Annotated in this window: 17 protein-coding genes; 11 read left to right on the top strand and 6 right to left on the bottom strand. The window is 48.3% G+C overall.

The features are described from left to right. Positions 1 to 8: 8 nt before the first annotated feature. The 8 genes from J0B03_RS05155 (at position 9) to encB (ending at position 4,519) form a co-directional block, all read left to right on the top strand. On the top strand, positions 9 to 362 hold the full coding sequence (locus tag J0B03_RS05155) for a hypothetical protein (RefSeq protein WP_207300789.1): 354 nt from the start codon (positions 9 to 11) through the stop codon (positions 360 to 362). Next, complete coding sequence (locus J0B03_RS05150) at positions 359 to 751, top strand: DUF4180 domain-containing protein (RefSeq protein WP_207300788.1); 393 nt, start codon at positions 359 to 361, stop codon at positions 749 to 751. The genes J0B03_RS05155 and J0B03_RS05150 overlap by 4 nt, the downstream gene beginning before the upstream one ends. Further along, positions 748 to 1,086, top strand: coding sequence for a TIGR04076 family protein (locus tag J0B03_RS05145; protein WP_207300787.1), 339 nt, complete (start codon positions 748 to 750; stop codon positions 1,084 to 1,086). Before J0B03_RS05150 ends, J0B03_RS05145 begins: the two co-directional genes overlap by 4 nt. Before the next feature lie 16 nt (positions 1,087 to 1,102). After that, positions 1,103 to 2,110 carry an aldo/keto reductase gene (locus tag J0B03_RS05140; RefSeq protein WP_207300786.1) on the top strand — a complete coding sequence of 336 codons (1,008 nt, stop codon included), beginning with the start codon at positions 1,103 to 1,105 and terminating at the stop codon, positions 2,108 to 2,110. 42 nt (positions 2,111 to 2,152) lie between these two features. Further along, positions 2,153 to 2,713, top strand: coding sequence for a GNAT family N-acetyltransferase (locus tag J0B03_RS05135; RefSeq protein ID WP_207300785.1), 561 nt, complete (start codon positions 2,153 to 2,155; stop codon positions 2,711 to 2,713). After that, positions 2,706 to 3,245 carry a phosphatase PAP2 family protein gene (locus J0B03_RS05130; RefSeq protein ID WP_207300784.1) on the top strand — a complete coding sequence of 180 codons (540 nt, stop codon included), beginning with the start codon at positions 2,706 to 2,708 and terminating at the stop codon, positions 3,243 to 3,245. Before J0B03_RS05135 ends, J0B03_RS05130 begins: the two co-directional genes overlap by 8 nt. Positions 3,246 to 3,370: 125 nt before the next feature. After that, positions 3,371 to 4,195, top strand: coding sequence for an MBL fold metallo-hydrolase (locus J0B03_RS05125; protein ID WP_207300783.1), 825 nt, complete (start codon positions 3,371 to 3,373; stop codon positions 4,193 to 4,195). Between the two features lie 18 nt (positions 4,196 to 4,213). Next, on the top strand, positions 4,214 to 4,519 hold the full coding sequence (encB, locus tag J0B03_RS05120) for an encapsulin nanocompartment ferritin-likeEncB family encapsulin nanocompartment ferritin-like cargo protein cargo protein (protein WP_207300782.1): 306 nt from the start codon (positions 4,214 to 4,216) through the stop codon (positions 4,517 to 4,519). Between the two features lie 104 nt (positions 4,520 to 4,623). On the opposite strand, the gene J0B03_RS05115 is transcribed toward encB, so the two are convergent. The 6 genes from J0B03_RS05115 to J0B03_RS05090 form a co-directional block, all read right to left on the bottom strand. Continuing rightward, positions 4,624 to 5,361: an ABC transporter permease gene (locus J0B03_RS05115; RefSeq protein ID WP_207300781.1), complete on the bottom strand. Its 738-nt coding sequence runs from the start codon at positions 5,359 to 5,361 to the stop codon at positions 4,624 to 4,626. Further along, positions 5,358 to 6,308, bottom strand: a complete 951-nt coding sequence (locus tag J0B03_RS05110; RefSeq protein WP_207300780.1) for an ABC transporter ATP-binding protein — start codon at positions 6,306 to 6,308, stop codon at positions 5,358 to 5,360. The genes J0B03_RS05115 and J0B03_RS05110 overlap by 4 nt, the downstream gene beginning before the upstream one ends. Further along, positions 6,301 to 7,506: an ABC transporter permease gene (locus tag J0B03_RS05105; protein ID WP_207300779.1), complete on the bottom strand. Its 1,206-nt coding sequence runs from the start codon at positions 7,504 to 7,506 to the stop codon at positions 6,301 to 6,303. Before J0B03_RS05105 ends, J0B03_RS05110 begins: the two co-directional genes overlap by 8 nt. Continuing rightward, positions 7,507 to 8,436: a glycine betaine ABC transporter substrate-binding protein gene (locus J0B03_RS05100; RefSeq protein ID WP_207300778.1), complete on the bottom strand. Its 930-nt coding sequence runs from the start codon at positions 8,434 to 8,436 to the stop codon at positions 7,507 to 7,509. It abuts the gene before it with no gap. A gap of 109 nt (positions 8,437 to 8,545) precedes the next feature. Next, positions 8,546 to 9,343, bottom strand: a complete 798-nt coding sequence (locus J0B03_RS05095; RefSeq protein WP_207300777.1) for an ABC transporter permease — start codon at positions 9,341 to 9,343, stop codon at positions 8,546 to 8,548. Next, on the bottom strand, positions 9,344 to 9,985 hold the full coding sequence (locus J0B03_RS05090; RefSeq protein WP_207300776.1) for an ABC transporter ATP-binding protein: 642 nt from the start codon (positions 9,983 to 9,985) through the stop codon (positions 9,344 to 9,346). Between the two features lie 162 nt (positions 9,986 to 10,147). Between J0B03_RS05090 and J0B03_RS05085 the strand changes: the two genes are divergently transcribed. Genes J0B03_RS05085 through J0B03_RS05075 form a run of 3 tightly spaced genes read left to right on the top strand, consistent with a single transcriptional unit; the run spans position 10,148 to position 13,666 of the window. Continuing rightward, on the top strand, positions 10,148 to 10,594 hold the full coding sequence (locus J0B03_RS05085) for a hypothetical protein (protein WP_207300775.1): 447 nt from the start codon (positions 10,148 to 10,150) through the stop codon (positions 10,592 to 10,594). A gap of 8 nt (positions 10,595 to 10,602) precedes the next feature. Beyond that, positions 10,603 to 12,207, top strand: coding sequence for a heavy metal translocating P-type ATPase (locus J0B03_RS05080; RefSeq protein ID WP_207300774.1), 1,605 nt, complete (start codon positions 10,603 to 10,605; stop codon positions 12,205 to 12,207). Positions 12,208 to 12,232: 25 nt separating this feature from the next. Next, positions 12,233 to 13,666 carry a multicopper oxidase family protein gene (locus J0B03_RS05075; RefSeq protein ID WP_246798195.1) on the top strand — a complete coding sequence of 478 codons (1,434 nt, stop codon included), beginning with the start codon at positions 12,233 to 12,235 and terminating at the stop codon, positions 13,664 to 13,666. The last annotated feature ends 6 nt before the right edge of the window (positions 13,667 to 13,672 follow it).

The following is a 13,672-nucleotide window of genomic DNA, read 5'->3' as shown; positions in this document are numbered from 1 at the left end:
GCCGAAAAATGAAAAAGAGAATGGTACATTCCTTAATAGGTGGAGCTTTATTGGGTGTCGTTTGCGTCGTGGGAGCATCTATACGCTCTGATTTTACCGCACCTGCTGATTTTGTATTTTCCCTGTGGTACAACCGTGTCATCATCGGTCTTCTCATTGGTGCACCCTGGGTCAAAACGGTGCGAAGCAAGGCTTTGCTTCGAGGAGGAGTAATGGGTTTGTTGGTTTCCTTTGCATTCTACAGCTCCACGGGATTTCAAGATCCGGTCAGTTTCGTTGCCGGTGTATTGTATGGTGTGCTGCTGGAAGGATGGCTCAGTCGTACCAATGAAAACTCTGCAAAGGAGCTAGAAAAGGTATGAAATACACTTTTGTGGGAGTCCATGATTCCATTGCATATATCGAAGACGACGATGTTATGATCACCGATGGGCAATCTGCACTAGACCTAATGATGACAATGAAATACGAAACAAATTGCAACAAGATGATCCTGGAAAAAGAGAGTATGAGCGAAGATTTTTTTGTGCTCCGTAACGGTATTGCTGGTGAGATCCTTCAAAAATTCATCAATTATCAAATCAAGCTGGCTGTTGTCGGCGACTTTTCTGGATACGAAAGCAAGGCCTTGAAGGATTTCATGTACGAATGCAATAATGGGAATTCTATTTTCTTTGCTGCTGATTTTGAGGAAGGGATCAAGATGTTGGAAGGTGCATGCATCCAAACAATCGAAGGAGGGACCCTATGAAAAAGTGCAGAATAACCGTGATGAGAAAAACACATTATCAAGATCTATCGGAAATGTATGAAAACCCCATCGATCATGCATGCCATATGGAGGAAGGTCAAGTTTTCATTGCCAACGGATGGCTGAAGCCGGAAGGATTGTGCGACAGCGCATGGGAGAGCATGTCCTCCTTTGTCATGACCCTGGCTCACGGAGGGGGAAATTTCTATGACGGGTGGATGAAAAACAAAAGATCTGCCATGATCTCCTGCAACGATGGATTTCGTCCAGTCAGTTTTTATATTGAAGCGTTGGATGAAGATGCAGAAGAACAAAAGGATTTGAGGAACTTTTGAACGGAGGAGGTGCAACATGAAAAAAATACGATTAGGAAGAACCAATCTGATGGTGAGCAAAACGGCTTTTGGTGCATTGCCTATCCAAAGGATCTCATTTGAGGAATCTCGACAGATCCTTCAAAAGGCCTATGAAAGCGGCATCAATTTTTTTGATACGGCCAACGGATACACGGACAGCGAAGAAAAAATAGGATATGCGTTGTCGGATGTTCGAGACGAGATCATCATCGCTACAAAATCAGCCATGGTGGAGAAAAAAGTGATCCTGGAAAACATGGATAAAAGTTTGAAACGGATGAAGACCGATTATATCGACATTTTCCAACTGCACAACCCGGCCCAACTGCCCTCGGAGGAGATCGTTGATGCCTTGTTGGAGCAGAAGGCGAAAGGCAAAATAAGGCATATCGGCATTACCAATCACCGGATCGACCTGGCCTTTGAAGCCGTCCGCACCGGTTGGTTCGAGACCATGCAGTTTCCCTTTTCCCTTCTTTCGGGAGAACAGGAAATGGAGTTGGTCAACGAATGCGAAAGAACGGATACGGGATTTATCGCCATGAAAGCCTTGTCGGGAGGACTGATCAACGACAGCAGGGCGGCTTTCGGCTTCATGATGGATCAGAAAAATGTCGTTCCCATCTATGGGATCCAAAAGATGAGGGAATTGGAAGAGTTTTTGGAACTGGAGAAGGATCCACCAGCAAGGGATCAACATTTGACTTCCTTGATCGAAAAGGCCAGGGAAGGTTTGTCCGGCGACTTTTGCAGAAGCTGCGGATATTGTCTGCCCTGTCCAGCTGAGATCGACATACCCCAATGTGCCAGAGTCAGCCTGTTGATGACCCGGGCACCGGCAGCACCGTTTTTGACGGAGGCATGGAGTGAAAAAATGGAAAAGATCCATGACTGCATCGATTGCGGCAGCTGCAAAACCAAGTGTCCCTACGGGTTGGACGTGCCAAATCTTTTGAAGAGGGAAAAAGAGAGATATGACAAGCTTCGAGGGGAGCTTTCTTGAGTATTCATCTACGAGTACGACATTAGGAGAGGAGATGGAATCATGATCACGTTGGAAACGGAAAGATTACACATGCGCCCACTGGGGGTGGAGGATTTTGATGCATTCTACAGCTATGGGTCCGTACCGGAAAACATGACCTACATGATTTTTGGACCATATACGAAAGAAACTGCAAAAGGGTATTTGGAGATGGTGGAAAATTGGTGGAGAGAAGAACCGCCGAAAATCTATGAATTTGCCGTTACTTTAAAAGAGACGGAGCAGATGATCGGCAATTGCGGTCTTTATCTGGACGATGAGAGAAGATCCACAGGCATGCTGGGCTGGTGTTTTCATCGAGATCACTGGAACCGGGGCTATGCAACGGAAGCCGTAAAAGCCATCATGAAATTCGGATTTGAAGACTTGGACCTGCACCGCATCCATGCAGAATGCAATGCGGACAATCTGGCAAGTGCAAAAGTCATGGAGCACGTGGGGATGCGACGGGAAGGGCATTTCATCAACAATCGATTTGATCGTGTAGGAGATAAAAAGATGTGGTACAGTGAATTTTTCTATGGAATACTGAAAGATGAATTTATAGGAGAAAATGAATGAATTTGATTCCCGCGTTGGATCTGGAGATACTCCATTTCATCCAGAATCATATCCATCATCCCATATTGGATCCAATTTTTTATTTTTGACCCGCATCGGTGATTATGGGATCATATGGATCTTGTTCGCAGTTTTTCTCATTGCAAAAAAAGAATTTCGAAAAACTGGATTTATGGTACTGGCAGCGTTGATGCTGGGGCTGATATTTGGAGAGATCCTCCTCAAACCCTTGTTCGGTCGAATAAGACCCTTTGAAGCATACGACCTGTTTCCAACGATCCTTGATAAAACGAGGGGCTTTTCCTTCCCGAGCGGACATACCACTTCTTCTTTTGCAGCAGCCAGTATTTTGGTGTATCGATCCGGGAAAAGGGCCTGGATCTTCCTGCTGCTTGCTGTAGGGATCGCTTTGTCCCGGCTCTATTATCTGGTCCACTATCCTTCCGATATCGTGGGAGGGATTCTTTTGGGCATTGCTTGTGCCGGGATCGTTATAAGTGTGGTGCAGAAGACCCAAGGAGAAGGTCCTTGAAGCGAAATGTTTATTGACATATGCCCTAAAAGTAATATAATGGAATCATAATGAACATATGTCAATAATAAAGGAGGTGGACCCCATGCCAAGAGGTGATCATAAGGGATCGGTGGTCATAAGTCATGATCATTAAAACACTGGCCGAAAACACAGCCATATCGGAAGAATTTCGCAGCGAACATGGACTCAGCCTTCATATCGAAACTCAAAAACACAAAGTATTGTTTGATACAGGTGCCAGCAGCCTGTTTTCAGAAAATGCAAAGAAAATGGACGTTGATCTTTCTAAAGTAGATATCGCAGTCATCTCTCACGGCCATTATGACCACGGCGACGGAATCCATACGTTTTTGGAACAAAACGAGGAAACAAAAGTGCACATACACAGGCATGCATTCGGAGAATATTATTCCACCCGTCCCAACGGAGACAGGAAGTACATCGGGTTGGACAAGGGGCTCTTGCGTTCAGACCGGTTTATTTTCTTGGATGAAACTTGCCAAATAGATGATGAAGCAGAAATTTTCTCCGGTGTTGAGGGAACGAATCACAATCCGACATGGAACAAGGACCTGTACATGAAGGGTAACGGAACCTTGGTGCGGGATGATTTTTCCCATGAGCAGAATCTGGTCCTTCATGAAGCTGGCAAAGATATATTGATCGCCGGTTGCGCCCACAAGGGCATATTGAATGTCATCGATCACTATTACAAGTGGAAAAACGCCATGCCGGATTACGTCATTGGAGGATTTCACTTGTACAATCGATCAAAAAATCGATCAGAAGATCCCGCTTCCATTGACACCCTTGCAAAGGAATTGTTGGATACGGGTGCAAAGTTTTACACGTGTCATTGTACTGGCCTGGCAGCGTACGAAAGGTTGAAAGCCATCATGGGAAAAAGGATCGGGTACCTTTCTACCGGAAGCCACTTGATTATTTAAAATAAGGAGGGAAATCACATGCCAGATTTTGGGCATCCATTCGCAGGAGCAAAGAAAGACACGAAGATCACCAAAGAGGAGCTGATCCGCGCCATTCGTTTCATGATCGCGGCAGAATACGAAGCGATCCAATTGTACATGCAGCTGGCAGAGTCCACAGACAACGAATTGGCCATTGAAGTATTGAAAGACATTGCCGATGAGGAGAGGGTCCACGCCGGGGAGTTTTTGCGGTTATTGAAAGAATTGGATCCGGATGAGGAAAAGTTTTACGCAGAAGGTGCGGAAGAAGTGGAAGAAGAGATCGAGAAGCTGAAAAAATAGAGCATAATGATATGAAACTAGAGAGAGGCTGCAGATGCGGCCTCTTTATACGTTGCAATAATAGTGTCTTGATCATCGAGTACGAGGATCCTGGAAGTTGAAAACTATTGCCACTTTTTGGCATGTTCAAGTCGATAAAAGAGCCGGTCCACAAGCATTGCAATGAGCATGACCGGTAGAGCTCCTTTTAAAATGAGCACCGGGTTGTTGGTTCGGATTCCGGTTACAATGGGCAGTCCCAATCCTCCTGCACCGACGGTGGCGCCTATGGTGGCAGCAGCAATACTGATAATGGTGGAGGTGCGCAGTCCGGCCAGGATCAAAGAGGCTGCCAACGGGATCTCTACTTTCCAAAAAACTTGAAATTTGTTCATGCCCATGGCTTTCGAAGCCAGTACGATCTCTTGATCCACTTCTCGAAATCCATCTAAAGTGGCAGTGAGTATGGGAAAGATCCCATAAATGATCAAGGCCAGGATCACCGGCTCATAACCGTATCCCATGGCAGGCACCAACAATGCCATGATGGCTACGGTAGGAAAGGTAACGCCCAAGCCGCCCAGCATGATGGCCAACTCCCGCAAACCGTTCCACTGGTACAAGTGGATCAAGGACCCAAAAGAGAATCCGATCAACGCAGCGAAAAAGATGGAAACAAGGACGATGAAAAGGTACTGGACAACAAGATCCTGGAGTGGGACCCATTCTACAGACGCCTTGTCCACGTTTAAAACATCCTTCAACCAAAGTTCAAAAACGTCATATTCCTTGATCATGACGACGAGTGCTGCCAGGAGCAGCAATTCCCTGATCCAAAATTTTTGTCCCATCTTTTTCTTCATCGGTTGCCACCTCCAAAGGAAGCCAGGATATCTTCGAACCGGAAGCGTAAAACCTGATCGTTCCACTTCACCAGCAACTCATTTTTGCCGTTCATCAACATGAAGGATAGTAATTCCTTGCACGTGCTCTCCGAACTCAATGTCATCAACCCGGAAGAGTGGACATCCAGTTCCATGGGTGTTGCATGTCTCACCAGATCCTCCATGGTGATCCTTTCCAACAGTTCCAGGGTATAGCTGTTGCCGAGAAAGTCCCGGATGGTGTTTTCTGCCTCCCGGATGATGTCGAAGGGATGTCCCTTGGCAACGACTTTGCCATCTTTCAACAACACCAGAAAATCCGCCATGCGAACGGCTTCTCCCACATCGTGGGTCACAAAGACTACGGTTTTTTTCAGTTTCTGCTGGATCTCCAAAAAAGATTTTTGCAGTTGAAGACGGCTCACCGGGTCCAAAGCACCGAAAGGTTCATCCAGCAGGAGGATGGCCGGATCTGCTGCCAGCGCTCGAGCCACGCCTACCCGCTGTGCCTCTCCACCGGAAAGCTGGTAGGGATATTTTTTTGCAAAGGAAGAGGGCAGACCCACCAAGTCCAAGAGTTCCTGGATCCGGGATGCCGTTTTTTCTTTGGACCAGTTCATCAATTGGGGAACGACGGCGATGTTTTCAGCCACTCGCATATGAGGAAACAAAGCTGCGCCTTGTATGGCATAGCCCATGTTTCGTCGAAGGATCTCCGGCGCCACATTTTCTATTGGTATCCCATCCACCAAAATGGAACCGGAATCAGGCAGGATCAAACGGTTGATCAGCTTCAACAAAGTGGATTTGCCGCATCCGGAGGGTCCCAACAACATGCACAACTGACCTTCTTCAATGGACAAGTCAAAACCTGTCAGCACCGGCTGTTCTCCGTAACTCTTATAGACGCTTTTGATATCAATCATTGTAGTCCTCCTTGTGCTGCCAGCTTTTTGCGGTTTCTTCAAGTCCTGCCATGACCAGATTGAGGGATACGGACACCAGCACCACCAACAAGGAGGCAACGACCACCAGATCCAGTGCCGATTGGGCCAGTCCAAGGAATAGAAGGGCGCCAAGTCCGCCTCCACCTACCAAACCTGCCAAGATGGTGTTTGCCACGGTCTGGACCAAAGCCGTCCGGATCCCCGTATAGATGGCTGGAAGGGCAAGGGGCAATTCGATGCGATAAAGTATTTGAGGGGAGGTCATGCCCATTCCCCGGGCCCCCTCCAAAATCAAGGGAGAAATGCTTCGAAATCCGGCCAGGATATGATTCGTCAAAGGCAGCAGGGTGTAAGTTGTCAATACGACATAGGCAGGAAAGTATCCGATCCCGTTGATGCCTAAGGCTTTCAGGATGGGGAAAGCCACTGCCAGCATGGACAGGGGGACCATCAACAATCCCAAAAGAGACAAGGTGGGGATCACTTGAAAAAAGTTGGCGACGAGATTGACAGGACGTTCGATCCATTCTTTTTTATAAGCACCGTATCCCAGCAAAAAAGACAATAATATTCCAGTGAGCACGGCATGGAGCGTCAGCTGCATGTGGCGGATGAATTCGGTCCAAATTCGAGAGCCTTGATTGGCCAATTCCCCCATGATAGAGATGGAATCCAGCCACCCCAATATGAAAAAAAAGGATAAGCCTATGAAAAAAATGGCAAACACCAGGGAAGGGATCCATATGCCCAGACGAGAATGATGGTACCTTTCTTGGAGAAGTGAGGTTTTTTGCCGCAATAAAATCAGGATTCCGCCCAAGACCAGCCAAAAACCCATGCCCAGGGATATGCGGGCCGATGTTGGTTGATCCGCCAGTAGGCTGAATGAAGTTCTCCCGATGAAAAGAAGAAAGATCCATGACACAAGGATCATGCCCATCAACTCCGGCCAGGGATGTTTGTTTGAAACGGAAGCAACTATGAAAAATCCCATGATGAAAAAAAGTGCCGTCAGAAAAAAGAACGGATCTTCTCCTGCGGCAAAAACATTCAAGGAGACGCCGGATACGATGCGGTTTGGCCGCAAGATCAGGAAGGAAGGATTCAGGATGCCGACTGCCATCAGCAACAGACCAAATCCATGGATCCCTTCCTTGGCTTTTCCTCTTGTCTCCATTTAATCCATCAGACCTTTCTCTTCCAGGTATTCTTGAGCCACGGTTTTGGCGTCTTCACCGCCAAAAGCCACTCTGGCGTTCAAGGACTGCAATGTCTCCAAATCCAATGATGCAAAGGTTTCCGTGAACAGGTCCCGAAGTTCCGGATATTCTTCAGCAACTTCACCTCGCAAAACAGGAGTGGGCAAATATACGGGAGGAACGTTTTGCGGATCTTCAAGGACGATCATGTCCATTTCCTGCAGAGATCCGTCGGTACCGTATACCAGGGACACGTTTACGCCATCGCTGCCTTCATAGAGTGCCTTGAGCATTTCTGCGGTGTTTCCATGGGACAAGACGATCATCTGATCTGCTGTCAATTGAAAACCATAGGCTTCCTGGTATCCCAAAAGTCCCAGAGGGTTGTCGGCGAAACTGGCGGAACAGATCAATTTCACCGTGCCGCCGTCGTTGACATAGTCGGCGAAATCTTCCATGGTGCGAAGGTCCTGTTCCTGTGCAAATTCTTTGGTTACGGCCAACATCTCCGTATTGTTTGCTTCCGCCGGGGTCAACCATTCGATGTTGTTGGTCTCTTTATCGAAATTCCGGGTAGTTGTGTAGCCCTGCATTGGATCGGACCAGGTCTTTGCATCGGCTTCAGCCCCATAATACTGTCCGGAACCAGTGTAATCCACCACCAGGTCCACCTCACCGGACTCCAATGCTTTTCTTAAAATATCCGGTGTTCCAAATCCAATTTTGTCCACCACTTCAAAGCCGTCATCCTCCATCAAAAGAAGGAGCATATTGCCTAAGATGGCGCCTTCCGAGTCGATCATGGTGGCCACGGTCACCGGTCCTTTCTGCGTTTCCTCCTGTGGAGAACAAGCAGAAGAGAAAATGATCATGAATACGAGCAATCCAAATAAAATAGTTTTTTTCATCTGTCAGCGCAAGGTCATAGGAAAGTGGCCTTGCTCTCCTTTCTACTTTTTTGGTACATACTTATTATTCCCTAAAAGTCGATAATTATTCAGGAGGATCTGCCTTGGATCATTTTGTTGCCTCCTCGAGTTCCACGAACTGGCTTTGTTCATTGAAGAAAGATCGGTAGCCCAGATGCAAAAACAGGATCACGGTTATGGAAACACTGCCGAGGATCCCCATCATGATTGCGATCTGATATCCAATGGCTGTCACGGGGGAGGTGCCCGAGAGTATTTGTCCGGTCATCATGCCTGGTAGGAAAATGATCCCCATGCCCACCATGGAGTTGATGGTGGGCAGAATGGCAGAATCAAAAGCGTTGTTTACGATTTCCTTTGTGGCCATTTTCGGCGTTGCGCCAAGCATCAGCGCCCCTTCCACCAGGTGTTTTTTTGATGTCATTCCCTCCAGAAGATTCCCTACCCCCAAGGAGATTCCGGTCATGGAATTGCCGATGAGCATGCCGGCCAGGGGGATGAAGTATTGGGGGTCGTACCATGGGTTGATCCCGACCACGATCAAAAGAAAATAGAGCAAACAGGAAACTGTTCCGGTGATCATGGAAAAGGCGATGATCCGCTTGAGTCGAAAAGGCAGAAGGATTTTCGTTCTTTGTATGATGTTGTGTACAGCAAAGATCTCCATTGCTGATAGAATGACCAAGGTGATCATTGGAGACGGAGAGCCGAAAACATACACCAGAACATATCCTGTCAACACCAGCTGCAGCGTCATTCGGATCGTGGCGATGAGGATCTCCTTTTCTCTGGGGATCCCTTTCCGTCGTACGATCACCAGGACAAGAACGACAAAAATGTATGCTGCAACCAGTTGGGAAAATTGTAGTTTCAACACCGTATCCATCTAATCCACATCCTCTCTTTCAACGATCTTTCCATCATGGATCCTGACGATCGCGTCCGAATATTTTTCTGCGATCCCCCTGGAATGGGTCACCATGATCAGCGTCTTGTGATTTTTTCTGGAATGGGCGACCAATTCTTCGATGATGATCTTCTCCGTTTCTTCGTCTAAAGCCGATGACGGCTCGTCCAGCAAATAAACCTCCGGATCCAGGAGGATCACCCTTCCCAATGCCAGACGCTGTTTTTCTCCACCGGACAGCTTGTCGCCGTCCTCCTCCAAGCCCTTGTTCAAGTGGACCATTTGCAATATTTGACCAAGAGTATCATCATCTACCAGATCTTTGCGGGCGAATTTCAGGCCGATCAACAGATTGTCCCGAACCGTTCCGGAGAAGATTACCGGTTGTTGGGGGAGCATGACCACATTGCTGCGCAATTCAATGGAAGGGATGTTTTGTAAGGGCTGGTCGTCGTATCGGATCTCTCCAGAATTACAGGAGATCATCTTGTTGAGGAGACGTAGCAACGTCGTTTTTCCGCTTCCGCTTTCTCCAAGGATGCTGGTTATCTTTCCCTTTTCAAGTCGAAGCTCTGGGATATCCAGAATATTCCTGTACGTAACATGTTTCAGTTCAAACACAATGGGGCCTCCTTTTCAGCGTGTTGTTGAGGGCACTTTTTCTTTCCATATCGATAGATTCGGTTTGGGTTGGGTATATGACATATTGTAGCATCAAATTTCCAATAAAGAAAATGCAAGACCACAAAGAAATGCTTTGTCAAGTGAAAGAAGGGAGAAGTCATGGAAAAACAAAAACACGACGATCATCAAGAAGGATCGATGGATCATTCTGGTCACCATCAAAACCAGAAGAAGGAGGACCATGGTGCAGAAGATCACGAAGGACATCACGACCATCACGCCATGATGGTGGAGGATTTTAAAAGAAGGTTCTTCATCTCTTTGATTATCACCGTACCGGTGTTGATCCTGTCCCCCATGATCCAGATGTTCATGGGAGTGGATTGGCGCTTTCCTGGCGATTCCTATCTATTGACGGGACTTTCCACCATCCTGTTTATCTACGGAGGAAAACCATTTTTGACCGGAGCCCGGGACGAACTCAAAGACAGGGAGCCTGCCATGATGACATTGATCGCTTTTGCCATCTCTGTTGCTTATGTATACAGCACCCTGACCGTTTTTGTTCTGGGGGCAATGATTTTTTCTGGGAGCTGGCCACACTGATCGTCATTATGCTGCTGGGACATTGGATCGAAATGAGATCGGTCATGGGTGCATCCAATGCACTGGATGAACTGATCAAACTGATGCCGGAGACGGCACATCGAATCAATGAGGACGGCGAAAACGAAGAAGTACCCGTTAAGCAACTCCAGGCGGGAGACCGGGTGCTGGTAAAACCGGGAGAAAAGATCCCCATCGACGGCATCGTCTATGATGGAAGTTCCGAAGTCAACGAATCCATGGTCACCGGCGAATCCGTGCCGGTCCGGAAGGAAAAAGGGGACGAGATCATCGGCGGATCCATCAACGGAGAAGGCATCTTGCGGTTCGAAGTGGAGAAAGTGGGAGAAGACACCTTCCTGTCCCAGGTGATCCGGATGGTGCAGCAAGCCCAGGAATCGAAATCGAAAACCCAACGATTGGCGGATCTTGCCGCCAAATGGTTGTTTTATATTGCCGTGTCGGTGGGAACGATCACCTTCGTTGCCTGGATCCTGGCTGGCAGGGAACTGTCCTTTGCCGTGGAGAGGGCGGTCACCGTCATCATCATTTCCTGTCCTCATGCACTGGGACTAGCCATGCCACTGGTAACGGCAGTGTCCACCAGCATTGGCGCAAAAAAGGGTCTGTTGATCCGGGACCGGGGTGCCTTTGAAAATGCAAGAAAGATCGACGCCGTTGTTTTTGACAAGACGGGGACCCTGACGGAAGGACAATTTGGCGTAACGGACATGAAGGAAGTAGGCGTGTCCCGGGAAGAACTTCTGACCATTGCCTATTCTGTAGAGGCCAACTCGGAGCATCCCATTGCCAAGGGGATCATCAAGCAGGCGGAAGATCGAGGCTTACAGGCAAAAGAAGTGAAAGACTATCAAAACCTGACCGGCAGAGGACTTCAAGCTATGTTGGACGGGGAAAAGATCGAGATCGCAAGCCCTGGATATGTCCGGGAGAAAGGCATCGATTTTGACGAGGATCATTACGAAGGGTTGGCCCGGGAAGGGAAAACCGTAGTCTTCGTCCTTCGCGAGGAGGAATTGATCGGATCCATCGCCTTATCCGACATGGTACGGGATACGGCCCGGGAGGCGGTCCAAACGTTGAAGTCCATGGGGATCGAATCCATCATGCTGACGGGAGACAATGAGAGAGTGGCCTCCTATGTTGGGAAACAGTTGGGCATGGAAACAGTCATTGCTGAAGTGCTGCCACAGGAAAAATCCCAGAAGATCGAAGCCCTCCAAAAAGAGGGCAAGAAGATCGCCATGACGGGAGACGGCGTCAACGATGCCCCATCCCTGGCCATGGCGGATCTGGGGATCGCCATTGGAGCAGGAACCGATGTGGCCATTGAAACGGCCGATGTCATCCTGGTCAAGAGCAATCCTCTGGACGTGGTGAACATCATCAAGTTGTCCAAGGCCACCTATGGAAAAATGATCCAAAACCTGATTTGGGCCACCGGCTACAACGTGATCGCCCTGCCTTTGGCTGCAGGGATCCTCTACGAGCAGGGAGTGGTGATCAGTCCTGCTTTAGGTGCTGTCCTCATGTCCCTCAGTACGGTCATCGTATCCATCAATGCCAGATTCTTAAAGATCGACGATCGATGAAAATACAAAAGAGGAAGGTGTTTTGATGAAAAACAAAGGAATATGGGTGGGACTGGTTTTGGGAGTGGTCTTGTTTCTGATAGGTTTTTGGGTCTTCTTTTCAGGAGGTCCGTCGGATCTTCCGGAAGATCCAGGGTCGGGTAACGGAGGAGATTCCGCACTGCAGGCGCTGCCCATTCCAGAATTGCTGGAAGATGAAAATCCGGAAGCGGGGATCGCATCCTATAACCTCGTTGCCAGGCATGGCACCATGAACTTCTTTGATGGTGTGGAGACGCTGACCATGGGTTACAACGGGAACTACCTGGGACCGGTCATCAAATTGCAGCGGGGAGAAGAAGTCCATATGAAAGTGACCAACGAATTGAAGGAACCCACGTCGGTTCATTGGCATGGACTGGAAGTGCCTGGAACAGAAGACGGAGGTCCCCATCAACCCATCGCTTCGGGAGGGATCTGGGAACCTTCTTTCACCATTGATCAACCGGCAGCAACCCTGTGGTTCCATCCTCATGTGATCGGGACAACGGCGACGCAGGTTTATTACGGTCTGGCAGGAATGCTGATCATTGAGGATGAAAACAGCCAGTCGCTGGGACTTCCCAGTGAATACGGAGTAAACGACATCCCGTTGATCCTCCAGGATCGAAGTTTCAATGACAATGGTTCCTTCCTGTATTACGACAATATGATGGACGGTGCCTTTGGAGAGCATCTCATGGTCAACGGTGCCATTACTCCCTATCTGGACGTGAAACCTATAAAAATACGGTTTCGGATCCTAAACGGTGCAAATGCCAGAAATTATTACCTCCAATTGTCCGACGGGAAGGGATTCCAACAGATCGCATCCGACGGGGGACTGTTGGAGAAACCCGTTGAAAAGGAAGGATTGTTTCTTTCGCCGGGAGAGCGGGCAGAGATCGTCATTGATTTTTCTTCCTACGATGACGGAGACGTGGTAGCATTTAAGACCGGAGAGGAAGAAATCATGACCTTCCGTATCGGAGGGGACCGGGAAGACCCTTCCACCGTTCCGGAAACCTTGGCGGTGATCGAAAAAATGGAAGAAAGCTCCGCCACGGGAATAAAAACTATTGAATTGGACGGCATGGGACACATGGTGACTCTCAACGGCCGCCAGTTTGACATGGATCGGATCGACGACAACGTGGTTCTTGACGACGTGGAGATCTGGGAGATCACCACCACTGGAAGAATGATGATGGGAACGACAGGTCATCCCTTCCACATACACGGCACCCAGTTTCAAGTACTCAGCCGCAACGGAGCTCCGCCGGATCCCAATGAACAAGGATGGAAAGATACGGTTTTTGTAGGGGTCAACGAAACGGTACGGGTCATCGTCCAGTTTCAGCACAAGGGTGTATACATGTATCATTGCCACATCCTGGAGCATGAGGAAGCGGGAATGATGGGTCAGTTGGAAGTGAAGTAAAATGAA

The organism is Alkalibacter rhizosphaerae, from assembly GCF_017352215.1.
GTDB classification, from domain to species: Bacteria; Bacillota; Clostridia; order Eubacteriales; family Alkalibacteraceae; genus Alkalibacter; species Alkalibacter rhizosphaerae.
This window is presented reverse-complemented; position numbering and strand designations above follow the sequence as displayed.

Excerpts from the sequence above, each read along its gene's own strand:
- J0B03_RS05155 (WP_207300789.1), top strand. The coding sequence starts at position 9 with ATGAAAAAGAGAATGGTACATTCCTTAATAGGTGGAGCTTTATTGGGT.
- J0B03_RS05150 (WP_207300788.1), top strand. The coding sequence starts at position 359 with ATGAAATACACTTTTGTGGGAGTCCATGATTCCATTGCATATATCGAA.
- J0B03_RS05145 (WP_207300787.1), top strand. The coding sequence starts at position 748 with ATGAAAAAGTGCAGAATAACCGTGATGAGAAAAACACATTATCAAGAT.
- J0B03_RS05140 (WP_207300786.1), top strand. The coding sequence starts at position 1,103 with ATGAAAAAAATACGATTAGGAAGAACCAATCTGATGGTGAGCAAAACG.
- J0B03_RS05135 (WP_207300785.1), top strand. The coding sequence starts at position 2,153 with ATGATCACGTTGGAAACGGAAAGATTACACATGCGCCCACTGGGGGTG.
- J0B03_RS05130 (WP_207300784.1), top strand. The coding sequence starts at position 2,706 with ATGAATGAATTTGATTCCCGCGTTGGATCTGGAGATACTCCATTTCAT.
- J0B03_RS05125 (WP_207300783.1), top strand. The coding sequence starts at position 3,371 with ATGATCATTAAAACACTGGCCGAAAACACAGCCATATCGGAAGAATTT.
- encB (WP_207300782.1), top strand. The coding sequence starts at position 4,214 with ATGCCAGATTTTGGGCATCCATTCGCAGGAGCAAAGAAAGACACGAAG.
- J0B03_RS05115 (WP_207300781.1), bottom strand. The coding sequence starts at position 5,361 with ATGAAGAAAAAGATGGGACAAAAATTTTGGATCAGGGAATTGCTGCTC.
- J0B03_RS05110 (WP_207300780.1), bottom strand. The coding sequence starts at position 6,308 with ATGATTGATATCAAAAGCGTCTATAAGAGTTACGGAGAACAGCCGGTG.
- J0B03_RS05105 (WP_207300779.1), bottom strand. The coding sequence starts at position 7,506 with ATGGAGACAAGAGGAAAAGCCAAGGAAGGGATCCATGGATTTGGTCTG.
- J0B03_RS05100 (WP_207300778.1), bottom strand. The coding sequence starts at position 8,436 with ATGAAAAAAACTATTTTATTTGGATTGCTCGTATTCATGATCATTTTC.
- J0B03_RS05095 (WP_207300777.1), bottom strand. The coding sequence starts at position 9,343 with ATGGATACGGTGTTGAAACTACAATTTTCCCAACTGGTTGCAGCATAC.
- J0B03_RS05085 (WP_207300775.1), top strand. The coding sequence starts at position 10,148 with ATGGAAAAACAAAAACACGACGATCATCAAGAAGGATCGATGGATCAT.
- J0B03_RS05080 (WP_207300774.1), top strand. The coding sequence starts at position 10,603 with ATGCTGCTGGGACATTGGATCGAAATGAGATCGGTCATGGGTGCATCC.
- J0B03_RS05075 (WP_246798195.1), top strand. The coding sequence starts at position 12,233 with ATGAAAAACAAAGGAATATGGGTGGGACTGGTTTTGGGAGTGGTCTTG.